Source organism: Streptomyces sp. NPDC001927 (assembly GCF_053594455.1).
The window spans coordinates 41,044-63,428 of the sequence record NZ_JBSFEN010000014.1; the positions used below are offsets into that span (position 1 = coordinate 41,044).

The window sequence follows — 22,385 nt, forward strand, 5'->3', positions numbered from 1 at the left end:
CTCACCCGGTCCGTCACCAGACCCGGACCGACCCGCCCGGGGCGAAGGCGGGGCTGGTGGCGGCCGCCGGGACCTCCTTCAGGGGCTCGGCGATCTCCTCGACGGTCGGGCCGTGGACGGCCGCGAGGGAGTCGAGGAACGGCAGGTCGAAGCCGTAGACGCGGGCCGCGTTGCCGCCGACCATCGCCGCGACCTCCTCCTTCGGCAGCCCCGCGTAGGCGATGCGGAGGCCTTCGCGGGAGTACGGCGTCGTGCCCTCGTCGTGCGGGTAGTCGCTGCCCCACATGATCTTGTCGAGGCCGATCCGGTCGCGCAGCGGCACCTCGTGCGGGCGCATGAAGCTCGCGCCGACGAAGCAGTTGTCCCGCCAGACCTCGCTGGGGCCCTTGCCCATGGACTCCGCGAGTCCCGCCCCGAACTTGGACTCGGCGGTGGCCGCCCGGGAGGCCGCCGCGACCAGGCGCGCGTGGTAGTAGTCCAGCATCTCGACCACGCCCGGGATCCAGCCCGAGCCCTGCTCGGTGAGGACGAGCTTGAGGTCCGGGTGGCGGCGGAACGCGCCGCCGAACACCAGGTGCCAGAGCGCCCGGTGCGAGAACCAGGTCGTCTCCACCATGAACACCGCGCGCGCCGCCGGCTCGTCGCCGAGCGGCGGCGACGCGGAGCCGCCGTGGTGGTTGACCGGGACGTCGAGCTCCGCGCAGACCGCCCAGATCGGGTCGTACGTCTGCGAGTACAGCTCCGGGATCCCGCTGCCCGGCGGGGCGCCCGGCAGAAGGATGCCGCCCGTCAGGCCCGCCTCCTTCGTGCGGCGGATCTCCTTCACGGCCTCGTCGACGTCGTTGAGCAGGATCTGCGCCACGCCCGCGCGGCGGCCCGGCGCGTCCGCGCAGAACTCCGCCAGCCACCGGTTGTGCGCCCGCAGCCCCGCCCAGCGCAGTTCGAACTCCTCCCGCGTCGGCGCGGGCGCCATCAGCGAGGCCGACGGGAAGAACGGCGGGATCGTGTTGGGGAAGACGACCTCGGCGACGATGCCGTCCTCCTCCAGCTCGCGCAGCCGGCGCCGGGAGTTCCAGTTGCGGTCGGCGGTGTCGGCGAGCAGGTCCTCGTACGGGTTGACGTAACCGGCCGCCCAGGCGTCGAAGGCGTCGTGGTGCCTCTTCTCCAGGTACGGCCTGTAGTCCAGGAGGTCGGCGCCCGCGTGGCAGTCGGCCGAGATGACGGTGTAACGGTCCATCAGTTCACCCCCAGGGTGGGGAAGTCGTGGTCCGTCAGCCAGTGGCGGCCGACCTCCCGCGAGCGGGCCCAGGAGGCTTCCACGGCCGCCTGGTCCGGCGACTGGCCGAGGTCGGCGGGGGTGGGGCCGATGCGGCGGGCGAGCGGAGCGAGCGCGTCGGTGTCGAAGCCGAAGACTTCCGCCGCCGCGAGGCCCAGCATCCGTCGCGTCTCCTCCACCGGGATGTCGTGGAACGTGTTCCGCAGCCACGCGCGCGTGTTGGGCCAGGTCCCCTCGGGGTGCGGGAAGTCCGAGCCCCAGAGGATGTTGTCCACGCCGATCTCGTACCGCTGCGCCAGCTCGCGCCGCTTGGTGTTGGTGGCGCAGACGAAGACCTGGCGGTCCAGGTACTCGCTCGGCGGCCGCTTCAGCTCCGCGAACGGGGAGAGCTTCTTGCCGCCGTGGGCGCCGAGGTAGAGCCGGTCCATGAACCAGAGCAGGTTCGGCAGCCACCAGCAACCGGACTCGGCCACACCGAACTTGAGCCCCGGGTGCCGCTCGAAGACGCCGGACCAGAGCAGGAACCACAGCGGCCTGGCCGGCCACCAGGTCACCTCGCTGACGTAGATGCCGAGGTGGTCGCCGTACTCCTCGCGCGGTGCCGCGCCCGAGTGGGTGACGAGCGGCATCCCCGTCTCGGCGGCGGCCGCCCAGATCGGGTCGTAACGCCGGTCGTGGTACGGCTCCTTGTCCACCCACATGGAGGGGATCATCAGCGCGCCGAGCCCGGACTCCTTGGCCCGGTGGATCTCGGCGACGACCTTCGACGGCTCGGCGGTGATCGGCAGCAGCGCCACCCCGCAGTGCCGCTCGGGGTTCTGCCCGACGAACTCGGCGAGCCAGCGGTTGTGCGCCTGCGCGCCCGCCATGCCCAGCTCCGGGTCCTGGTCGCCGGAGAGCCCGAGGCCGACCCCGAAGGGCGCGGCGGTCTGGCTGTCGACGGCGTCCGCGTCGGGGAAGACGACCTCGGCCGCCACCCCGTCGCCGTCGAGCTCCTTGAGCCGCTGGGCGGCGTCCCAGCCGCCCCGCAGCCCTTCCTCGTTGTCGCTGAACCACTTGGTGGCGAAGTCCTCGTTGCGCACCCCGAGCCGCGTCATGGCCTCGCGGCGGGCCTCGCGCCCGGCGAGGAACTCGTCGAAGTCGCGGTGGAACCGGGGGTCGAGATAGGGCCGGTAGCGCTCGGTGGGCAGTCCGGCGTGGCAGTCGGAGGAGATGATCAGATACGGATCCTCATGGGTCATGGCCAAGCCCCTCAGTGACGGGTCAGTCGAGGATGAAGCTCTCCAGGTAGGACGGGTTCGCGCGGTCGAGCATCGACCGCGAACGCGCCCGGATCTGCTTGTCGCTGTGCTCGCTGGCCGGCAGCATCCAGAACCGGTCGGCGCGGATGCCGTCGACGACGTGCTCCGCGACCTCCTCGACGGGCGTGAAGGCGACCTCGTGCCCGGCGTCCTTCATGGCCGCCTCCCACTGGTCGAGGCTGCGGTACGGGGTCTTGCGCGGCCGCTCCTTGGCGTACCGCTCGGGCCGGTTGCGGTGCGACTCCCACAGGCCCGTGCGCAGCATGTGCGGGCCGGGGAAGAGCACGGAGGCCCCCACGCGCGCGTGCTCGGCCTTCAGGTGCGCGTACAGCGACTCGGTCATGGTGACGACGGCCGCCTTGGTGACGGCGTACACGGAGGCGGTGGGCAGCGGGGCGATCCCGCCGTCGCCGGAGGAGGTGTTGACGACGTGCCCGGGTTCGCCGCCGGCGAGCATGCGCGGGACGAAGGCCTGGATGCCGTGGAAGACGCCCCAGACGTTGACGGAGAAGGCCCATTTCCAGTCGTTGGGCTCGTGCTCCCACATCCGGCCCTCGGCGCCCGAGCCGACGCCCGCGTTGTTGCAGAGGACGTGGACGGCGCCGAAGGTGTCGAAGGCCGCGTCCGCGAGGTCCCGTACGGACCGGGCGTCGCTGACGTCGACGGTACGGGCGAGCACCTTGGCCCCGCCCTCGGTCAGCTCCTCGGCCGCCTTGGCGAGCGCGGCCTCCTCCACGTCGCCGAGGACGACGGCGAGCCCCTCGGCGGCGAAGCGGCGGGCCATCGCGAGCCCGATGCCGCTCGCCGCGCCGGTGACGACCGCGACCTGCCCCTGACGCAGCTCCATCACACGCTCCCTTCCGGCGGGCCGTCGAGGATCTGCTGCGGGTCGTCGTAGCGCTGGTGGATGTACGGCAGGAGGGCCTGGGCGCTCACCCGTTCGGCGACCCGGCCCTTCTGGTCGGTGGTCTTCTCGCCGATCGTGATCTCGACGACCCGGCGTACGGGGAGGTCGGCGACCGGGTCGTACATCGACTCGCGGAGCACGATGTCGCCGGTGATCCGCTCCAGCTTGCGGACCTTCTCGTTGCGCAGGCAGTGGACGAGGACGGGGTCGGCGTCGAAGCCCGTGCCGTCCACGCCCGGCAGGAACTTGAAGTAGAAGTCGGTCTTCTCGGTCGGCTCGGGCAGCGGGAGCGGTCCGGAGACCGCGCCGCGCACCTCGACGAAGTCGATGCCGTGCCGGCCGAGGGCGGCGCGGACGACGAGTCCGTCGCGTTCGACGACGACCTGGCCGAGCTTCTTCGGCTCGCCGAAGACCTCGCGGCCGCCGATGAGGGCCCGTTCCAGGGTCATCGGCATGACCAGCGGGTACCAGCCCTCCTGGTCGCCGTGGGCGGCGGCCACCGCGACCGAGCCCGCGCCGAGGGGGTAGCCGGGCAGGTCGACCTGGGAGATGTTGGCCCGGACCAGGGGCCGCTCGGTGGGTTTCAGCGGGGGCGGCAGGACCGCCGCGACCACGTCCGGATCGGTCTCCCAGACGGCGACCACTCCGGTGGACCAGATGTCGGGAAGCTTGCTGCTCTTGGCGCGGGCCGCCGAGATCTCGGCGTCGGTGCGCGCCCCGTACCGTACTCGTGCCATGACGTACCACCCTTCAGGACTGCAGGGACCGTCGGCCTGTAACACAGTTACACCGGTGGCGATGAAGGGTAAAGAGCCGTGCACGCGGAAGAAGCGGACGGACGGCGGAGGGACGGGGGACCGGATGGCGCGCAGCGCACTCACCCGCGAGGAGGTCCTGACGGCCGCCGCGGCGCTCGTGAAGCAGCACGGCCCGGACGCCCTCACCATGCGCAAGCTCGCGGCCGAACTGGGCACGGCGGTGACCTCGATCTACTGGCACGTCGGCAACCGCGAGTCGCTCCTCGACGCGCTCGTCGAGCGGACGGTCGCCGACCTCTCCGCGATCGGCGCGCGCGGCCGGACCCCCGTCGAGCGGATCGTCTCGGTGGCCCGCGCGCTCCGCCGCGAGCTGCGGGACCGGCCGCACCTGGTGGCGATGGTCCACGAACGCGGCCTGACGGAACGGATGTTCCTGCCCGCCCAGCGCGCCCTGGCCCACGAGGTGCACGCGGCGGGGCTGCGCGGCGCGCGGGCGGCGGAGGCGGTCCGGGCGGTCCAGGTCCAGGTCGTCGGCTACGTCCTGGTGGAGCGCAACCGGGAACGCGCCCCGGTCCAGTCCCCCGCCGAGGAGGAGCTCTGGGAGAGCGCCACGACCGACCCGGACGACCCCGCCCTCACCCGCGCGCTGGCTCGCCCGATCGACACCGAGCGCCTCTTCACCACCTCCGTACGGGCCCTGGTGGAGGGCCTGTTGGCCGCCCGCACCGAAAGAACCGAGGGGCGGCGGGCGTCGACCTGATGGCCGATTCCCGAGGGTGGGTGGGGCACCGGGGCGTCGGGGTGTCAGTGAGGGCCCGTATTCTCAGTGACCATGCTCGACGACCGTAGATCAGCAGCGACGTGGCCGACCGCATACCCACAGGGGTACGCGGTCGTCGACGTGGAGACCACCGGACTCGCCCGCGACGACCGGATAGTGTCGGCTGCCGTCTACCGCCTGGACGCCCAGGGGAACGTCGAGGACCACTGGTACACGCTGGTCAATCCTGAGCGCGACCCCGGTCCGGTCTGGATCCACGGGCTCACCCGTGACCTGCTCGAAGGCGCGCCACTCTTCCCGGAGATCGCCGCCGAGTTCGCAGCCCGGCTCGACGGTCGGGTCCTGGTGGCCCACAACGCGCTCTTCGACTGGTCGATGATCGCCCGCGAGTACGCGCGGGCCGAGAGCGCCGCGCCCGTGCGGCAGCGGCTGTGCACCATCGCCCTCGCCAAGGAGCTGTCGCTCCCGCTGCCCAACCACAAGCTGGAGTCCCTGGCCGCGCACTTCGGTGTCGTCCAGCAGCGCGCGCACAACGCGCTCGACGACGCGCGCGTGCTGGCCGAGGCGTTCCGGCCGAGCCTGCACGCGGCGGCGGAGCGGAACGTACGGCTCCCGCTGCTTGAGTGCCGGCCGCTGACCGAGTGGGTCTCCACGCCCGCCCCGGCCCGGATCGGCCACCAGGCCTCGTACACCACGAACGGCTGGCGTCCCTCGCGGAAGCGGCCGCCGTGCCCGTACCCGAACCCCGGACGTTACGAAGCGGACAAACCACTCAAGCAGGGCATGCGGGTGGCGTTCTCGGGCGACACCTCCATCGACCGCGAGCTCCTGGAGGACCGCGCGGTCGAGGCGGGTCTCCATGTCGCCACCAGCGTCTCCCGGCTGACGAGCCTGCTGGTGACGAACGATCCGGACTCCGCCACCTCCAAGACGGTGAAGGCGAAGTCCTTCGCCACCCCGATCGTCGACGAGGCCGCCTTCACCCAGCTGCTGCGGGACGTGGCCCCGGCAGACGGGTGACGCGCCGGGCGTGCCGCCCACGGCTCGTCCGCCGCGGGCCGCACCCTGTGGCGCATGGCACGTTGTGAGGTCTGCGGAAACGACTACGGCATGTCGTTCGAGGTGCACGCGCAGGGCGCGGTGCACGTCTTCGACTGCTTCTCGTGCGCCATCCACCGCATGGCGCCCATCTGTGAGCACTGCCGGGTCTCGATCATCGGGCAGGGCGTCGAGGTCGAGGGGAACTGGTACTGCGGCGCCCACTGCGCCCGCGCGGAGGGAAAGGTGGGCATCGTCGACAGGGTCTGACCACAACCCCCGTGCGTGCACCCCATGACCACAGTTGTACGGTCATGGGGTGTACCGCTTCCTGTTGTCCCGGCAGTGGGTGATCCTCACCCTCGTCGCCCTCGTCCTCGTCCCGACGATGATCGAGCTGGGCTTCTGGCAGTTCCACCGGCACGAGCGCCGGGTCGCCCAGAACGCCCTGATCGCGGACAACCTGCAGGCGAAGCCGCTCCCCGTCGAGAGCCTGACCTCCCCCGGCCACACGGTCCCGCGCGCCGACTTCTGGCGTACGGTCACGGCCACCGGCACCTTCGACAGCGGGCACGAGGTCGTCGTCCGGCGCCGTACGAGCGCCGACGACCAGCAGGGCTACATGGTCCTCACCCCGCTCGTCCTGAAGGACGGCCGGGCCGTCGTGGTCAATCGCGGCTGGGTCCCCGCCGCCCCCGACCAGAAGGCCTACCCCGAGGTCCCGCCCGCGCCCAAGGGCGAGGTGACCGTGACCGGCCGGCTCAAGGCGGACGAGACGACCGGCGCCAGCGGCATCAAGGACCTGCGCGGGCTGCCGGAGCGTCAGGTGATGCTGATCAACAGCGCCCAGCAGGCGGAGCTGACCGGCCTCACCGTGCTCGGCGGCTATGTCGAGCAGACCGCGCCCGAGGCGCCCGGCGGCTCCCCCGAACTGGTCCCCGAGCCCGACCACGACTCGATCGGCGCCCACATGGCGTACGCCGTTCAGTGGTGGCTCTTCACGGCCGGCGTGCCCGTCGGCTGGGTGATCCTGGTGCGCCGCGAGAAGCGCGACCGGGAGGCCGCGGCCCGTGCGGACGGCGGCGCGGGGACTCCGGAACCCGAGCCGGCAGCGGTGTAGGCCACAGCGTCCCTCTGATTGACCGTCGCCTCGCGCGGGAACACGCCAGAGCGTGACGCAACGTATCGACGACTACGCCCTCATCGGCGATCTCCAGACCGCGGCGCTCGTCGGACGCGACGGGTCGATCGACTGGCTGTGTCTGCCGCGCTTCGATTCGGCCGCCTGCTTCGCCGCGCTCCTCGGCGACGAGGAGAACGGCCAGTGGCGGATCGCGCCCAAGGGCGCCACGACCTGCACCACCCGGGGCTACGCGGGTGACTCGCTGGTCCTGGAGACGTACTGGGAGACCCGCACCGGCACCGTGAAGGTCATCGACTTCATGCCGCAGCGGGACACGTACCCCGATGTGATGCGGATCGTGGAGGGCGTCAGCGGCACCGTCGAGATGAGCGGGGTGCTCCGGCTCCGCTTCGACTACGGCTCGATCGTCCCGTGGGTACGGCGCAGCGACGGCCACCGGGTGGCCGTGGCCGGGCCCGACTCGGTCTGGTTTCGCAGCGAGCCGCCGGTGAAGACCTGGGGGCAGCAGTTCTCCACGTGCTCCTCGTTCACCGTCGACGCCGGCCAGAAGGTCGCCTTCGTGCTCACCTGGCACCCCTCGCACCAGCCGCGCCCCGAGCTGATCGACCCGTTCGGCGCGCTCGACGAGTGCCTGACGGACTGGCGGGACTGGGCGTCGCGCTGCTCCTACGAGGGTCCGTACCGGCAGGCGGTGCTGCGCTCGCTGCTGACCCTGAAGGCGCTCACCTACCGGCCGACCGGCGGCATCATGGCCGCCCCGACCACCTCGCTGCCGGAGGAGCTGGGCGGCGTACGGAACTGGGACTACCGCTCCTGCTGGCTGCGCGACTCGACCCTCACCCTCGGCGCGCTCCTGTCGGCCGGTTACGTCGACGAGGCGGCGGCCTGGCGCGACTGGCTGCTGCGGGCGGTCGCGGGCGATCCGGCCGATCTGCAGATCATGTACGGGCCGGCCGGCGAGCGGCGGCTGCCGGAGATGGAGCTGACCTGGCTGCGCGGCTACGCGGAGTCGGCGCCGGTCCGGATCGGGAACGCGGCGGTGGAGCAGTTCCAGCTCGACGTCTACGGCGAGGTCATGGACTCGCTCCACATGGCACGGCAGGCCGGGATCCCGCCGGGGGACCACGCCTGGAACCTCCAGCTGAGCCTGCTCGGCTTCCTGGAGTCGACCTGGCGGAACCCGGACGAGGGGCTGTGGGAGGTGCGCGGGGCGCGCCGGCACTTCGTGCACTCGAAGGTGATGGCCTGGGTGGCCGCCGACCGGGCGGTGCGCACGCTGGAGGCCGACCCCTCGCTGCGCGGCGACCCGGCGCGCTGGCGGACGATGCGGGACGAGATCCACGCGGAGGTGTGCGCCAAGGGGTACGACCCCGTGCGCAACACCTTCACCCAGTCCTACGGCTCGCGGGAGCTGGACGCGGCGACGCTGCTGATCCCCCGGGTCGGCTTCCTGCCGCCGGAGGACCCCCGGGTGGTGGGGACGGTGGACGCGGTGCGGGAGGAGCTGACGCACGGCGGCTTCGTCCGCCGCTACAGCACCGAGGACGGCTCGGTCGACGGCCTTCCCGGCGGCGAGGGAACGTTTCTGGTCTGCTCCTTCTGGATGGCGGACGCGCTACGGATGACCGGCCGGAAGGACGAGGCCCGGGAGCTCTTCGAGCGCCTCCTGGAGCTCCGCAACGACGTCGGGCTGCTCGCGGAGGAGTACGACCCGGTGGCGGGGCGTCAGCTGGGCAACTTCCCGCAGGCGTTCAGCCACATCGGTCTGGTCGGCACCGCTCTCGCGCTGGGCGAGGAGGACCCGGCAGGATAGGGCGCATGGATCTTGGACTGAAGGACCGTGTGTACGTGGTGACCGGCGGGACCCGGGGGCTCGGCCGTGCCTCGGCCGAGGCGCTGCTCGCCGAGGGCGCGAAGGTGCTGGTCACCGGGCGCGAGGAGAAGACCGTCGCCGAGGCGGTCGCCGAGCTCGGCCCGGACGCGGCGGGGCTCGCCGCCGACAACGCCGACCCGGAGGCGCCCGCCCGGCTGATCGCGGAGGCGCGCTCCCGCTTCGGGCGCTTCGACGGCATCCTCGTGAGCGTCGGCGGCCCGGCCCCGGGCTTCGCCGCGGACAACACCGACGAGCAGTGGGCGGCCGCCTTCGACAGCGTCTTCCTCGGCGCGGTACGGATGGCCAGGGCGGCGGCCGAGGCGCTGACCGAGGGCGGGGTCATCGGCTTCGTCCTGTCGGGCTCGGTCCACGAGCCGATCCAGGGCCTGACGATCTCCAACGGGCTCCGGCCGGGCCTCGCGGGCTTCGCGAAGTCCCTCGCGGGGGACCTGGGCCCGCGCGGCATCCGGGTCGTCGGCGTGCTGCCGGGCCGGATCGACACCGACCGGGTGCGCCAGCTGGACGCCCTCTCGGGCGACGCGGACGCCTCCCGCACCGCGAACGAGTCCCGCATCCCGCTGCGCCGCTACGGCACCCCGGAGGAGTACGGCCGCACGGCGGCGTTCCTGCTGTCGCCGGCCGCCTCGTACGTGACCGGTGTGATGGTGTCGGTGGACGGCGGCGCCCGGCACGGTTTCTGACGGGGGCGCGGGGCGTCACGTCACGCGGCGGGCCCGGTGCTTGACCGCCCGGAGGCGGGCCTCCGTGGGAAGGGCGGTCAGGCCCGTGGAGGTGCGGGCGTTGGCCAGGGCCTCCGTGCTCAGCGAGGTCAGGGCGGCGCCCGGGGAGGCGTACGGCTCCAGGAGCAGCGCCATGCGCGTGCGCGGGGCCGTGCGGCGGCCCGTCAGGGCGACCCTTGCCCGGGCCACGCCGTCCTGGGCCGTCGCGTCCGCCTCCAGGACGGCCTCCAGGGTCCGGCCGCGCAGCGTCGCCGCCTCCCCGTCGCCCGTGTCGATCAGGATCTCGGCGAGCCGGGCGCGCCGGAACTGGGCGAGCAGCCACCACAGGGCGAGGAGCACGATCACGCCGAGGACGGCGATCACCACCGGCCACCACCAGCCCTCGTCGCGCCAGCGGAGCCGGTCGGCCCGGCTCAGCAGGACGTCGGAGGGGCCGTACCACGGCCACCACGAGGGCACCGCAAGGTCGAACCCGGCGGCCAGGACCGCCCCGCCGACGACGACGAGCGCCAGGCCGATCAGGGCGAGCAGCACGCGGTTGACGCGGCGCAGGACGACGGTCACACCCGGCCCCCCTTCGTCGGCGGCCGGCCCACCCGTACGGTCAGCGCGGGTGGCCGGGCGAGGCCCAGGTCGTCGATGCCGGTGCCGAGGACGCTCTCCACGTCGGCGCGGACCTCGTCGAGTTCGCGGAAGTGCGAGACCGCCCGGACGGCCACCTTCTTGCGCCCCATCCGTACCCGTACCGACTGCACGCCCGACACCTCCATCGCCCGGTCCCGCAGGGTCAGCGCGGCGGCCTCGCGGTCGAGCCCGGCGCGTACGTCGGTGTGGTCCCGGCGCATCGGCAGGACCGCGCGCAGCCCCGGGGTGGCCGCCAGGATCAGCAGCCAGACGCCGATGAGGACGGCGAGGGACGCGCCGGCCAGCACCCAGGCGTTGTCGAGGGGCCGGGTCGCCAGGTCGTCGGCGAGTTCGCGGCGCCAGGCCATGGCCGTACGGTCGGCCCGGACGGCGGCCACGTCGTAGAGCAGCAGACCGCTCGCGCCGAGCAGGACGAGCGCGATCAGGGCCGCGGGGATCCGCCGCACCGCCCAGAAGCGGCGCGCGCCGGGCGGCGGCGGTGGATCCTTCAGCACGGGTACGGGCGCATCCTCGGCTCCGGTGCCGGTCGCCGTGTCCGTCGTCATCGCAGCCTCCGCCCGTCCGACTCGCGCGCCGTGCGCGGGGAGTGCAGCCGCTCGACGTGGACGGCCACCTCGGGGACCTCCATGCCCGCCAGCTCCCGGACCCGGCGCTTCACCTGGCCGCGCACCGCGCCGCACTGCCGGCCGAGGTCGGTGGGGTAGGCCAGCTCCAGGGTGACCGAGACCCGCGCCGTGTCACGGAGCACGACGACCGAGGCGTGCGGCGCCGAGCCGCCCGGGGGCACCTTGTCGAGCGCCTCTCTGGCGGCACGCGCCGCGATCTTCGCGACCACCCGGTCCGCGATCGTGGTCGCACCCCGGCCGGCCGGGCCCACCCGCTCGACCGGCCGCTCGAGCGCACCACCGACTGCCCCGTCGACTGTCACCCCCGGTCACCGCCGCCGGTCGCCGCGCTCGCGACCCCGGAAGAAGTCGCCGGGTTCGAGGTCGCCCTCCAGGAACCGCCCGACGACGAAGCCGACCGCGCCCAACGCCGCGACCAGCACGAACGCCCCGAATCCGCCGAAGTATCCGGCGAATCCGAGGGCCATTCCGGCCACCAGGCCGACCACCGCCATGCTCATGCTGAGCCCTTTCCGCCGGTCAGCCCGCGGCTACTGGAGCCGAGACTCCGGCACCTCGTCCTCTTCGTCCGGCAGCTTCACGTCGCTCACGGCGATGTTGACCTCGACGACCTCGAGACCGGTCATCCGCTCGACGGCGGCGATGACGTTCTCGCGCACGGCCCCGGCGACATCGCCGATGGAGACGCCGTAGTCGACGACGATCTCCAGGTCGAGGGCGGTCTGCACCTCGCCGACCTCGGCCTTCACACCACGGGTGACCCCCGACTTGGTGCCGCCTCCGCCGGGCACCCGGTCCCGTACGGCACCGAGCGTGCGGGAGAGCCCGCTGCCCATGGCGTGGACGCCGACGACCTCGCGGGCCGCCAGACCGGCGATCTTCTCGACGACGCCGTCGGCGATGGTGGTCCGGCCGCGGGAGGCCGGATTGCCGCCGCCCCGCTTGGTGACGGACGGTTCCTTGGGGTGTGCGGGGTCATTCATCACCGTTCATCCCTTCCGTGAGGCTATCTGTGCCTTTGCCCACATTAGGCTGGGGCGATGACGACGACACCTGGGGCGGGATGGGTGGGAACGGTCCGTGAGCGGCTGGGGCCCGGACGACTGCTGCCGCTGGGGGACGCGGCGGACGGGGCGTGGCTGACGGAGCGCGCGGCCCGGACGGTGCTGCTGCGGGCGGCGGGCGCGGTCCTGGGCGTGGTGCCGGGGGCGCTGCGGGTGGGGCTCGCGGAGGCGGGGGCGGATACGCCGTTCCCCGTACCGCCGGGCGGGTTGCCGCCGGGGACGCTGCGGATCACCGGGGAGTTCGCGGCGGAGACGGCTCGGGCGGCGGAGCGGCCGCTGCCGGAGCTGGCCAAGGACGTGCGCGGTGTGCTGTTCGCCTCGGCGGAGCGGGAGCTCGGCCTGAGGGTGGCCATGGTGGACCTGCGGGTGACCGGCGTCGCGGAGGCCGCCCCGGATTCCCCGGCCGCCACTCCCCCACTCGGGCGAACCGCGGCCCGGACGACCGAGAACCTCGCCACCGAGGACCCGGTGGCGCTCGCGGTGCTCGGGGTGCCGGGCGTGGCGGGGCTCACGTCCGTCCTGGGCGCCCCGGTCCACCGCTCTCCGGGCACGCTGCGCGTGGAGCTGGCGGTCGCGGCGGGTCACCGCGCCCTGGACGTGGCCCGCGCCGCCCGCGCCCGGGCAGCCGAAACGGCTCCCGGGGCGGCGGTCACGGTCCTGGTCGCGGAGATCCGCTGAGACGCGGTCTCCGGCGCACGCTCGCGCGGACGCCTCCGCGCACGCCGAATCGCACGCCGCATCGCACGCCGAATCAGTCGCCGAGCCCGGCCAGGTCGCGCAGTCGGCGGGCCTGGGCGGCGCGCTCGGCGACGCGCTGGTCCTCGTACGAGCGGCCGGCGGCACCCTGGAGCAGCGCCTTGGTCTCGATGACGGCGTCGCGCGGGGCGGAGAGCAGCGCGGCGCTCAAGTCCCGTACCGCACCGTCGAGTTCGTCGGCGGGCACGGCGATGTTGGCGAGGCCGATGCGCTCGGCCTCCTGCGCGTGGACGAAGCGGCCCGTGGCGCAGATCTCCAGCGCACGGGCGTAGCCGACAAGACCCACGAGGGGGTGCGTGCCGGTGAGGTCGGGGACGAGTCCCAGGCTGGTCTCGCGCATGGCGAACTGCACGTCGTCGGCGACGACCCGCAGGTCGCAGGCGAGGGCGAGCTGGAAACCCGCACCGATGGCGTGCCCCTGGACGGCCGCGATCGACACGAGGTCGCTACGGCGCCACCAGGTGAACGCCTCCTGGTACTCGGCGATGACCGCGTCCAGGTCCTCGTCCGAACCCCGTGCGAGGTCCAGGAAGGACGGCTCTCCGTCGAAGCCCTCGGGCGTGAACGCCTGCCGGTCGAGCCCGGCGGAGAAGGACTGCCCCTCACCGCGCAGGACGACGACCCGCACGCTGCCCGGCAGTGACCGGCCGGCCTCTGTCAACGCCCGCCACAGAGCGGGAGACTGGGCGTTGCGCTTCGCCGGATTGGTCAGGGTCACCGTGGCAACGGCGTCCTCGACGGTGAGCCGTACACCGTCCTTGTCGAACACGAGCACAGAGTCGAGCGAAGTCATGGGGCGCCTCCGGTTCCGGTGCAGCACGCTTAAGTGACTGCACAGTAACCACCCGGTCGACCGCACGGGCGACCGGGTGGCCACCGTAAGAACCGATGGACCCGACGAACCGCGCCCAGTCAGGCCGAGGCGGCCTTCTTGCCCCGTGTCGCTCCGCCGCGTCCACGCAGCGTGACTCCGGATTCACTGAGCATCCGGTGGACGAATCCGTAGGAGCGGCCGGTTTCCTCGGCCAGCGCCCGGATGCTCGCACCGGAGTCGTACTTCTTCTTCAGGTCTGCCGCGAGCTTGTCGCGCGCGGCGCCGGTCACCCGGCTGCCCTTCTTCAGAGTCTCGGCCACCCGTGCCTCCTCATGGGAAGTGCGCTCTGGACTTCTCATGATCACCCCTCCCGGACGTCCTGGCCACCCATTCGACAAGGTCCGTGGCACCAGGTTTGCGCCTCTCCGGCCCGTCGCCACGAGCGGAGTCTTTGATTCCGGTCGGCTTGATCCATGCTCCGGGACACGCCCGGCCGGGAATCAGCAGGTCAGCGCCGCAGGGGGCGAAACAAGGCGGCGCGGCCCTGGCGGAAGGATTCCGCAGAGAGCCGCGCCGGGAGGATGAGACGCCCTCACTCAGATGAAGGATCACCCATGAGCCGAATGATCCATACCGAGATGATCAGGCGAGCGCCACGAGGTCCTTGTAGTCCGGGCCCCACAGGTCCTCGACACCGTCCGGGAGCAGGATGATCCGCTCCGGCTCGAGCGCGTCGACCGCGCCCTCGTCGTGCGTGACGAGGACGACGGCGCCCTTGTAGGTGCGCAGCGCGCCGAGGATCTCCTCGCGGCTGGCCGGGTCGAGGTTGTTGGTCGGCTCGTCCAGGAGCAGCACGTTCGCCGAGGAGACGACCAGGGTCGCCAGCGCGAGCCGGGTCTTCTCGCCGCCGGAGAGCACCCCGGCCGGCTTGTCGACGTCGTCGCCGGAGAAGAGGAAGGAGCCGAGCGTCTTGCGCACCTCGACCAGGTCGAGGTCGGGCGCGGAGGAGCGCATGTTCTCCAGGACGGTGCGCTCCGGGTCGAGCGTCTCGTGCTCCTGGGCGTAGTAGCCGAGCTTGAGGCCGTGGCCCGGGGTCACCTCGCCGGTGTCGGGCTTCTCGGCCCCGGCGAGCAGCCGAAGGAGCGTGGTCTTGCCCGCGCCGTTGAGGCCCAGGATGACGACGCGCGAGCCCTTGTCGATCGCGAGGTTCACATCGGTGAAGATTTCCAGCGAGCCGTACGACTTGGACAGGCCCTCCGCCGTCAGCGGGGTCTTGCCGCAGGGCGCGGGCTCGGGGAAGCGGAGCTTGGCGACCTTGTCGTTGACGCGGACCGCCTCCAGGCCGGAGAGCAGCCGCTCGGCGCGCTTGGCCATGTTCTGCGCGGCGACGGTCTTGGTGGCCTTGGCGCGCATCTTGTCGGCCTGCGAGTTGAGGGCGGCGGCCTTCTTCTCGGCGTTCTGGCGCTCGCGCCTGCGGCGCTTCTCGTCGGCCTCGCGCTGCTGCTGGTAGAGCTTCCAGCCCATGTTGTAGACGTCGATCGTGGAGCGGTTGGCGTCCAGGTAGAAGACCTTGTTCACGACGGTCTCGACGAGGTCGACGTCGTGGGAGATGACGATGAAGCCACCGCGGTAGGTCTTGAGGTAGTCGCGCAGCCAGACGATGGAGTCGGCGTCGAGGTGGTTGGTGGGCTCGTCGAGGAGCAGGGTGTCGGCGTCGGAGAAGAGGATCCGGGCCAGCTCGACGCGGCGGCGCTGACCACCGGAGAGGGTGTGCAGCGGCTGACCGAGGACGCGGTCCGGCAGGCCGAGGGCGGCGGCGATGGTGGAGGCCTCGGCCTCGGCGGCGTACCCGCCCTTGGTGAGGAACTCGGTCTCCTGGCGCTCGTACTGCTTCATCGCCTTGTCGCGCGTGCCGCCGGTGCCGGTCGCGATGCGCTCCTCGTTCATCCGCATCTTCTTGATGAGGACGTCCAGGCCACGGGCGGAGAGGATGCGGTCGCGGGCCAGGACGTCGAGGTCGCCGGTGCGCGGGTCCTGCGGGAGGTAGCCGACCTCGCCGGAGCGGGCGATCTGGCCGGAGGCGGGCATGCCCTCGCCCGCGAGGCACTTGGTGAGCGTGGTCTTGCCCGCTCCGTTGCGGCCGACCAGGCCGATGCGGTCGCCCTTGGCGATACGGAAGGAAGCGGACTCGATGAGGATGCGGGCGCCGGCGCGCAGCTCGATGCCGGAAGCGGTGATCACGGACAGACTCCAGGGCGGACGGTTCGGCGGAAGGGGTTGAGTGCGGATTCGACGCCGCTAGTCATGCGCGCGGAGAATGGCCATACGGCCAGTCTAACGGGCGCATGCAACTGCTTTTCGGCCACTGTCCCGGGCCCACCCACCGCCACCCCTTTCCCCTCTTACCGCCCATGCCCGACAAAAGGGGCGAGCCCTATCGGATTCGCCGATACTCGGGCGCAAGGCGGCGGTCTCTGCCGCGGTACGACGGCAGAGGGTGTGGCCCATGCAGTTCGACGACGACGCCAACCTGGACACCTCGGAGGTCAAGGACGTCCGCGGCAGCCGCATCCCCGGCGGCAAGGCGACCGTGGGCGGCGGCATCGTCGGGTTCATCGCGCTGATCCTGGGGCTGCTCTTCGGGGTGGGCCCCGAGCAGCTGGGGCTCTCCGCGGGCGATCCCGAACCGGTCGCGACCTCGTCCTCGCTGGCCCAGGTCGAGCAGACCTGCCGGACCGGCGCCGACGCGAACGCCCGCGAGGACTGCCGGATCGTGGCGGTCGTCAACAGCGTGCAGGACTTCTGGCGGGCGGAGTACCAGCGGCGCGGCGGACGGTACGGGGACGCGCGCACGGTCATGTTCGCCAACCGGGTCGGCACGGCCTGCGGCTCGGCCACCTCGGCGGTCGGGCCGTTCTACTGCCCCGGCGACCGCCAGGTCTATCTGGACCTGGGCTTCTTCGACGAGCTGCGGACCAAGTTCGGGTCGAGCGGCGGCCCCTTCGCCCAGGCCTACGTGGTCGCGCACGAGTACGGCCACCACATCCAGAACATGATGGGCACCCTGGCCCGCGCCCAGGACGGGCGGACGGGCGCGAACTCCAACGCCGTCAAGGTCGAGCTGCAGGCCGACTGCTACGCGGGCGTCTGGGCGCGGCACGCGACGACCACGCCCGACGAGAAGACCGGCCGGCCGCTGCTGACCCGGCTCACGGACGAGGACATCCGGGACGGCCTGGACGCGGCCGCGGCGGTGGGCGACGACCGGATCCAGGAGAAGTTCCAGGGCCGGGTGACGCCGGAGAACTGGACGCACGGCTCGGCGGCGCAGCGCCAGCAGTGGTTCTACACCGGGTACCGGACCGGGGACATGGCGCAGTGCAACACCTTCCGCTGAGCCGCCCCGATGTCAGTGCCGGTGTCAGCGCCGGATGCCAGACTGAGACCCAGGTCACATTCCGCCACGAGAAGGAGTGATCGGGATGGCTGAGGCACCCCATATCTGTCCGACCCTGACCTACCACGACGCGCACACCGCGATCAGACAGCTGACGGAGGCGTTCGGCTTCACCCGCACCGCGGTGTACGAGGGCGAGGACGGCAAGGTCATGCACGCCGAGCTGTCCTTCGGCAACGGGATGGTGATGCTCGGCAGCAAGGGCACGGGGACCGAGTTCGACAAGCTGGTCGAGGGCTCCGGGCCCAGCGGGGTGTACGTCCACGTGGACGACGTGGACGAGCACCACGCGCGGGCGGTGGAGCACGGCGTCGAGATCGTGATGCCGCCGACGGACCAGGAGTACGGCTCGCGGGACTACATCGCCCGCGACGGCGAGGGGAACGTCTGGAGCTTCGGCACCTACCTGCCGGGGGCCACCGGCTGAGGAGGGGCGCGGGGGCCGGGACGCGGGGCTCCGGCGGAGAGCCCGGGCGCGGGGGCCCGGGCCGCCGACCGTCAGGCTCCCCCGGTGTGCACCTGGAAGGCCGCCCGGCGGACCGCCTTGGCGAGGGCGGGGTCGGGGTGGGCCGCGGCCAGGGCGACCAGGACCTGGACCGTACGGGGATGGCCGAGGGCGCGGACCTCGTCGAGGAGCGCCGGGACCGTGCCCTGGACCGCCGACTCCAGGTGCCGTACCAGGAGCGTGCTCTCGCCGTGGTCGGCGACGGCCGCGGCGGTGTCCACCCAGAGCCAGGTGGCCTCCTCGCGGGTGAGCACCTCGGGGGCGTCGTCGGGGTCGGCCCCCTCGTACTCGGCGAGCCACAGCAGGGCGTACGGCCGCAGCGAGACCTCCTCGGCCGCGGCGCGGACCTCCGCCTCGGCGGGGGCTCCGACGACCCGGAGCGCCTCGAAGGCGAGGCCGCGCAGCAGGGCGTCCTCGCCGCGGGCGACGGCGATCAGCTCGGCGACCGCGCCGGCGAGGGTGCGGGCGGCGAGCCAGGCGCGGTACTCGTCGCGGGCGGGGCCGGGGGTGAGGCCGGCGCAGCCGCGGAGCATGTCCTCGGCGGACTGCTCGATGTTGCCGGCCGGGCTCTGGGCGGCGACGCAGATCTGCTCCAGCTTGACCCAGACCGCCCAGTTGCCGAGCGGGGTGAGGGTCGCCTGGCGGCCCTCGGGCCCGTCGCCGAGGGTCAGGGCGCCGACGGCGGCGAGCCCTTCCAGGGCCCAGTCGAGCAGCGCGGCGAACCGGTCGGGCCCGGCGGCGGACGCGTCGGTGGCGGCCGTCGTGTCGGGGGCGCCCTCGACGGGGACCTCGCAGCGCTCCTCGCGCAGTTCGTCGACGCGCTGCCCGAGCAGGTCGAGCAGGGCCGGGACCACCACGGGTCCGGCGGAGAGCTGGAGGAGGGAGAGCACCTGGGGGACGGCCTCGACGACCTCGGCGACGGCGCCGGGGGCGACGTCCTCCGGGGCCGGGTGGACCAGGGACCAGGCGTCGAAGAGGGCGACCCAGCCGCGCAGGACGGCGGAGTCGTCGCGGTCCCAAGCGTGCAGCCGCCAGCCGGGGCGGGCGGTGTCGCCGTGGAGTTCCACGAGTCCGGCGAGCCGGGCGCGGTCCCAGCCGGCCCGGATCTGGCCGGGCGTCAGGTCCAGCGCGGCGGCGGCCCGTTCCTGGTCGGGGAAGGCCTGCGGGCGGGGCTCGGCGGCGGTCCCGGGCTCGGCGTCGAGGGCCGCCCAGCGGGCGATCCGTACGGCGTCGGCGAGGACGGTCCGGGCCTGGCGGGCCAGTTCCGCGCGGGGCGGAGTGCCCTCCGGCGGGCGCGGGGCCGGGCGGGTGCGCCGGGTCGTCACGGCCCGTCGGGCGGTGGCGAGTGCCCGCGGACGGACAAGTCGGAGTCTGGAGTTGCGCGCCAAATGCTCATCGGGCTTTCGAGACGTCACGGAGGCAGTCTTCCCGTTGACGGCCCGAAAGCCCAATCGGAATCGAAAGAGGCCGTCGCGGAGCCCCGGCCGAGGCACCACCGCGGCCCGGCGCGGGGCAAGCGGAAGGCTCGCGGGAGGACTCGCGTGAGGGCTACAGGAGGGGCGTGAGGAAGCGGCGCAGGGCCTCTTCGTAGCGGATCGGGTCGGCGTTCCACATCGCGGCGTGCGGGGCGTTCCTGACGGTGTGGAGGGTGACCAGCTCCGGTCGGCGGGAGGCCAGTTCGAGGGAGGGCTCCCAGGGGGCGATCGTGTCGTCGGGGCCGTGCAGGACGAGCGTCGGTACGCGCAGGGCGGCCGGGTCGGCGAGCTCCGGGAGCCGGTCGCCGTGCGGCCAGCCCCGGCCGATCGCGGCGCGCACGGCGAGCGGGAGCAGCGGTCCCGGGACGCCCCGGGCGGCGGCGAGGTTGCGCAGGGTCGCTTCCCGGTCGAGGACCGGGGAGTCCAGGACGAGGCCGCGGATGACGTCCCGCACGCCGGATTCGGCGGCGGCGTGCAGGGCCATCGTGGCGCCGGTCCCCCAGCCGTGCAGGACGACGTGCTCGGCGCCCCGGCGGACGGCGTAGCGGACGGCCGCGTCGACGTCGCGCCACTCGGAGTCGCCGAGGTGGCCGAGGCCGTCCGGGGACTGCGGCGCACCCTCGTCGCCCCGGTAGGAGAGGCAGAGGACGGGGATCTGCCGGCGGGAGAGGAAGGGGACGAGGTTCAGGGGGTGGCGGCGGGTGGTGCCGATGCCGTGCAGGGCGATGACCCAGGTGGAGCGCGGCCCGGGGACGAGCCAGGCGGGCAGGGAGCCGAGTTCGCCGGGGATCTCGACGTCCTCCTGGGCCACGCCGAGGGCGGTCTCCGGGGTGCCGCTGTGCAGCTCGGGCGTGAGCCGGACCCGGGCGCCGGGGCCCAGGTCGCCGTGCTCGACGCGTTCCAGGCGCCGTACGACGGTGTCGGCGGTGTGCGGCACGCGGTCGAGGACCGGGCCGACGACCGCGTGGACGCCGGGGCCCTCGATCCCGTACGTACCGGGGCGCAGGGAGGCGAGGCTGCGGGTCAGGGTGACCTGGCCGGGGCCCGTGGCGTGCACGGTGAGCCGGGGGTCGCCGGGCAGGGGCCGTCCGGACGTCGCCTTCAGGGCGATGTCACCGGCGTACCGGCCGGCCGCGAGCGCGGCCGCACCGGCACCGAGCAGAGTGGTGACGGCCGCTGCCGTCGCTGTAGCGGGGCGCACGGTCCCAGTGTCGACAGGTCGGGCCGGGGCTGCCACCGGACGAACCCGCCCGTGTCCGTCCACGGTCGTCGCCGGTCGCCGCCCCTCGCCGCCCCCTCGTCGTTCCCCGGGAGAGTGACATGGGTCTCCTTCCGGGGTCCCCCGGTGGGCTGACGGGCCGCGCGGCGTACGTCTCGGCGCGTCCACGGACTGACACGGGCGAGCCGGGACGAAGCGGACGCCGCCCCTCGCGTCCCGTGACGGCCGGGATTACCCGGGGTCCGGGGTGCCCACATCGTGGACAGAGCGTTCACGGGAAGCCCTCGCGCGGGTCAAGCGGAATGCCCAGACCCCGATTTGGGACACCGCACCGCCCGGCTCAGTTCATCTTCCGTTCACTCAGGTTGCCTACGTTCGTCCAGCCACTGACGTCAAACGATTGCCTGGGTAAATGGAACACATCACGCTGCTGCTCGCGATTGTGGTCGTGACAGCTCTCGTGTTCGATTTCACGAACGGTTTCCACGACACCGCCAACGCGATGGCGACGACCATCTCGACCGGTGCACTCAAGCCCAAGACCGCGGTGGCGATGTCCGCCGTGCTCAACCTGGTCGGCGCGTTCCTGTCCGTCGAGGTCGCCAAGACGATCTCCGGCGGGATCATCAACGAACAGGGCATTCGTACCGAAGTGATCTTCGCGGCGCTCGTCGGCGCCATCCTCTGGAATCTGCTGACCTGGCTCCTGGGTCTGCCGTCCAGCTCCTCCCACGCCCTCTTCGGCGGACTCATCGGCGCGGCCGTGATGTCGGCCGGCTGGTCGGCCGTCAACGGCTCGACCGTGGTCAGCAAGGTCCTGATCCCCGCGATCGCCGCGCCGCTCGTCGCCGGCCTCGCCGCGATGGCGGCCACCAAGCTGACGTACAAGATCGGCGCCAAGAAGGAGACCAAGGCCAAGGCCAAGGGCTACCGCGCCGGTCAGATCGCGTCCGCCGGTCTCGTCTCGCTCGCGCACGGCACCAACGACGCGCAGAAGACCATGGGTGTCATCACCCTCGCCCTGGTCACCGGCGGCGTCCTCGCCCCCGGCTCCAACCCTCCGATGTGGGTCATCGTCTCCGCCGGTGTCGCGATCGCGCTCGGCACCTACCTCGGCGGCTGGCGCATCATCCGCACCATGGGCAAGGGCCTCACGGACCTCCAGCCGCAGCAGGGCTTCGCCGCCCAGACCAGCGCCGCCACGGTCATCCTGGCCTCGTCGCACCTGGGCTTCTCGCTCTCCACCACCCAGTCCTGCTCCGGCGCCGTGATGGGCGCGGGCCTCGGCCGCAAGGGCGGTGTCGTCCGCTGGTCGACCGCGACCCGGATGTTCGTCGCCTGGGGTCTGACCCTGCCCGCCGCGGGCCTGGTCGGCGCCGGCGCGGAGTTCCTCACCAAGCAGGGCAGCTGGGGCGTCGCCGTCGTCGCGGTCCTCCTGATCGCCGGTTCGGCCGTCATCTGGGCGCTCTCCCGCCGCAAGCCGGTCGACCACCACAACGTCACCGCCGACGAGATCGACGGCGAGCCCGCGGGCGTCGTGACCACCGCCATCGCGGCCGTCACCCCGCCGGCCCCGGCCGGTTCGTTCGCCACCGCCGCGGACGACGACCTCAAGACCACCATCCCCTCGCCGGCCCCCACGGACCCGGCAGCCCCCGCCGCCTCGGCCGCGGTGTAAGGAACGGACACCATGAAGATCGACTGGGCAGCTCTCGGCTCCGTCTTCGGAGTCAGCCTCGTGGCGACCGTCGCCCTCGTGGGCCTCTTCACCCTCGGCATCGTCGGCCTCTCCAAGCAGGAGGAAGCCGCGGCTCAGGGAGGCTCCGCGGCCATGGCGCGCACCGGCGCGTACGCCTGCTTCGCGCTCTGCGCAGCGGCCGTCGCGTACGGCATCTATCTGATCGTCGCCTGACGACGATCCCGCGCCGCCGACCGGGCGGGTCGCACCTTCGGGTGCGGCCCGCCCGGTCGTCGTTCACGGAGGTCCGCGCCGGGCTCCCCGTGGG

At 72.9% G+C, this 22,385-nt stretch carries 25 protein-coding genes; 11 read left to right on the plus strand and 14 right to left on the minus strand.

What is annotated here, in order from left to right; translation table 11 throughout:
• Positions 1-13 precede the first annotated feature (13 nt).
• The 4 genes from ACWCO8_RS32525 to ACWCO8_RS32540 are packed head-to-tail and all read right to left on the minus strand — an operon-like array spanning position 14 to position 4,221.
• Complete coding sequence (locus ACWCO8_RS32525) at positions 14-1,237, minus strand: amidohydrolase family protein (protein ID WP_451035231.1); 1,224 nt, start codon at positions 1,235-1,237, stop codon at positions 14-16.
• Positions 1,237-2,517, minus strand: coding sequence for an amidohydrolase family protein (locus tag ACWCO8_RS32530; RefSeq protein WP_451035232.1), 1,281 nt, complete (start codon positions 2,515-2,517; stop codon positions 1,237-1,239). Before ACWCO8_RS32530 ends, ACWCO8_RS32525 begins: the two co-directional genes overlap by 1 nt.
• Before the next feature lie 22 nt (positions 2,518-2,539).
• Positions 2,540-3,424 carry an SDR family NAD(P)-dependent oxidoreductase gene (locus tag ACWCO8_RS32535; protein ID WP_451035233.1) on the minus strand — a complete coding sequence of 295 codons (885 nt, stop codon included), beginning with the start codon at positions 3,422-3,424 and terminating at the stop codon, positions 2,540-2,542.
• The gene (locus ACWCO8_RS32540; RefSeq protein ID WP_362016409.1) at positions 3,424-4,221 is read right to left on the minus strand and encodes an acetoacetate decarboxylase family protein; all 798 of its coding nucleotides are present in this window, start codon (positions 4,219-4,221) and stop codon (positions 3,424-3,426) included. Before ACWCO8_RS32540 ends, ACWCO8_RS32535 begins: the two co-directional genes overlap by 1 nt.
• Positions 4,222-4,345: 124 nt before the next feature.
• Between ACWCO8_RS32540 and ACWCO8_RS32545 the strand changes: the two genes are divergently transcribed.
• The 6 genes from ACWCO8_RS32545 to ACWCO8_RS32570 all read left to right on the plus strand — a co-directional run bounded on the left by ACWCO8_RS32545 (position 4,346) and on the right by ACWCO8_RS32570 (position 9,779).
• Entirely contained in the window at positions 4,346-5,002 is a 657-nt protein-coding gene (locus ACWCO8_RS32545; RefSeq protein ID WP_362016407.1) for a TetR/AcrR family transcriptional regulator, read from the plus strand.
• A 66-nt stretch (positions 5,003-5,068) separates the two neighbouring features.
• Positions 5,069-6,043: a DEDDh family exonuclease gene (locus tag ACWCO8_RS32550; protein WP_451035234.1), complete on the plus strand. Its 975-nt coding sequence runs from the start codon at positions 5,069-5,071 to the stop codon at positions 6,041-6,043.
• Between the two features lie 54 nt (positions 6,044-6,097).
• Positions 6,098-6,331 carry a hypothetical protein gene (locus ACWCO8_RS32555; protein WP_361958709.1) on the plus strand — a complete coding sequence of 78 codons (234 nt, stop codon included), beginning with the start codon at positions 6,098-6,100 and terminating at the stop codon, positions 6,329-6,331.
• A 49-nt stretch (positions 6,332-6,380) separates the two neighbouring features.
• Positions 6,381-7,181: an SURF1 family cytochrome oxidase biogenesis protein gene (locus ACWCO8_RS32560; RefSeq protein ID WP_451035235.1), complete on the plus strand. Its 801-nt coding sequence runs from the start codon at positions 6,381-6,383 to the stop codon at positions 7,179-7,181.
• A gap of 52 nt (positions 7,182-7,233) precedes the next feature.
• Positions 7,234-9,018, plus strand: coding sequence for a glycoside hydrolase family 15 protein (locus ACWCO8_RS32565; protein WP_451035236.1), 1,785 nt, complete (start codon positions 7,234-7,236; stop codon positions 9,016-9,018).
• Positions 9,019-9,023: 5 nt separating this feature from the next.
• Positions 9,024-9,779, plus strand: a complete 756-nt coding sequence (locus ACWCO8_RS32570) for an SDR family NAD(P)-dependent oxidoreductase (protein ID WP_362016399.1) — start codon at positions 9,024-9,026, stop codon at positions 9,777-9,779.
• A 15-nt stretch (positions 9,780-9,794) separates the two neighbouring features.
• Here the strand turns inward: ACWCO8_RS32570 and amaP are convergent, their stop codons facing one another.
• Genes amaP through ACWCO8_RS32595 form a run of 5 tightly spaced genes read right to left on the minus strand, consistent with a single transcriptional unit; the run spans position 9,795 to position 12,072 of the window.
• Positions 9,795-10,382: an alkaline shock response membrane anchor protein AmaP gene (gene amaP, locus ACWCO8_RS32575; protein WP_451035237.1), complete on the minus strand. Its 588-nt coding sequence runs from the start codon at positions 10,380-10,382 to the stop codon at positions 9,795-9,797.
• Entirely contained in the window at positions 10,379-11,008 is a 630-nt protein-coding gene (locus ACWCO8_RS32580) for a DUF6286 domain-containing protein (protein WP_451035238.1), read from the minus strand. The genes amaP and ACWCO8_RS32580 overlap by 4 nt, the downstream gene beginning before the upstream one ends.
• Positions 11,005-11,391, minus strand: a complete 387-nt coding sequence (locus ACWCO8_RS32585; protein ID WP_451035239.1) for an Asp23/Gls24 family envelope stress response protein — start codon at positions 11,389-11,391, stop codon at positions 11,005-11,007. The genes ACWCO8_RS32580 and ACWCO8_RS32585 overlap by 4 nt, the downstream gene beginning before the upstream one ends.
• A 6-nt stretch (positions 11,392-11,397) precedes the next feature.
• Entirely contained in the window at positions 11,398-11,589 is a 192-nt protein-coding gene (locus tag ACWCO8_RS32590) for a hypothetical protein (RefSeq protein ID WP_315894609.1), read from the minus strand.
• A gap of 30 nt (positions 11,590-11,619) precedes the next feature.
• Complete coding sequence (locus ACWCO8_RS32595) at positions 11,620-12,072, minus strand: Asp23/Gls24 family envelope stress response protein (RefSeq protein ID WP_362016391.1); 453 nt, start codon at positions 12,070-12,072, stop codon at positions 11,620-11,622.
• Positions 12,073-12,129: 57 nt separating this feature from the next.
• Between ACWCO8_RS32595 and ACWCO8_RS32600 the strand changes: the two genes are divergently transcribed.
• Positions 12,130-12,831: a hypothetical protein gene (locus ACWCO8_RS32600; protein WP_451035240.1), complete on the plus strand. Its 702-nt coding sequence runs from the start codon at positions 12,130-12,132 to the stop codon at positions 12,829-12,831.
• A 73-nt stretch (positions 12,832-12,904) separates the two neighbouring features.
• On the opposite strand, the gene ACWCO8_RS32605 is transcribed toward ACWCO8_RS32600, so the two are convergent.
• From ACWCO8_RS32605 to ACWCO8_RS32615, 3 genes are all read right to left on the minus strand, one after another.
• Complete coding sequence (locus ACWCO8_RS32605; protein WP_451035241.1) at positions 12,905-13,702, minus strand: enoyl-CoA hydratase/isomerase family protein; 798 nt, start codon at positions 13,700-13,702, stop codon at positions 12,905-12,907.
• Between the two features lie 119 nt (positions 13,703-13,821).
• Positions 13,822-14,043 carry a helix-turn-helix domain-containing protein gene (locus tag ACWCO8_RS32610; RefSeq protein WP_006123601.1) on the minus strand — a complete coding sequence of 74 codons (222 nt, stop codon included), beginning with the start codon at positions 14,041-14,043 and terminating at the stop codon, positions 13,822-13,824.
• 322 nt (positions 14,044-14,365) lie between these two features.
• Positions 14,366-15,964, minus strand: a complete 1,599-nt coding sequence (locus ACWCO8_RS32615) for an ABC-F family ATP-binding cassette domain-containing protein (protein ID WP_362016385.1) — start codon at positions 15,962-15,964, stop codon at positions 14,366-14,368.
• A 265-nt stretch (positions 15,965-16,229) separates the two neighbouring features.
• Between ACWCO8_RS32615 and ypfJ the strand changes: the two genes are divergently transcribed.
• Positions 16,230-17,120: a KPN_02809 family neutral zinc metallopeptidase gene (ypfJ, locus tag ACWCO8_RS32620; protein WP_362016383.1), complete on the plus strand. Its 891-nt coding sequence runs from the start codon at positions 16,230-16,232 to the stop codon at positions 17,118-17,120.
• Between the two features lie 85 nt (positions 17,121-17,205).
• The gene (locus ACWCO8_RS32625; RefSeq protein ID WP_451035242.1) at positions 17,206-17,607 is read left to right on the plus strand and encodes a VOC family protein; all 402 of its coding nucleotides are present in this window, start codon (positions 17,206-17,208) and stop codon (positions 17,605-17,607) included.
• 71 nt (positions 17,608-17,678) lie between these two features.
• Here ACWCO8_RS32625 and ACWCO8_RS32630 read toward each other — a convergent pair whose 3' ends face one another.
• Positions 17,679-19,100, minus strand: coding sequence for a hypothetical protein (locus tag ACWCO8_RS32630; RefSeq protein ID WP_451035243.1), 1,422 nt, complete (start codon positions 19,098-19,100; stop codon positions 17,679-17,681).
• Positions 19,101-19,233: 133 nt separating this feature from the next.
• Positions 19,234-20,361 carry an alpha/beta hydrolase gene (locus ACWCO8_RS32635; RefSeq protein ID WP_451035244.1) on the minus strand — a complete coding sequence of 376 codons (1,128 nt, stop codon included), beginning with the start codon at positions 20,359-20,361 and terminating at the stop codon, positions 19,234-19,236.
• A gap of 430 nt (positions 20,362-20,791) precedes the next feature.
• Here ACWCO8_RS32635 and ACWCO8_RS32640 point away from each other — a divergent pair, with 430 nt between their 5' ends.
• Together ACWCO8_RS32640 and ACWCO8_RS32645 are read left to right on the plus strand one after the other, a co-directional pair.
• Positions 20,792-22,057 (plus strand): inorganic phosphate transporter, encoded by a 1,266-nt coding sequence (locus ACWCO8_RS32640; RefSeq protein WP_362016375.1) that lies wholly within the window; start codon positions 20,792-20,794, stop codon positions 22,055-22,057.
• Positions 22,058-22,069: 12 nt separating this feature from the next.
• Positions 22,070-22,291: a hypothetical protein gene (locus ACWCO8_RS32645; protein ID WP_362016373.1), complete on the plus strand. Its 222-nt coding sequence runs from the start codon at positions 22,070-22,072 to the stop codon at positions 22,289-22,291.
• The last annotated feature ends 94 nt before the right edge of the window (positions 22,292-22,385 follow it).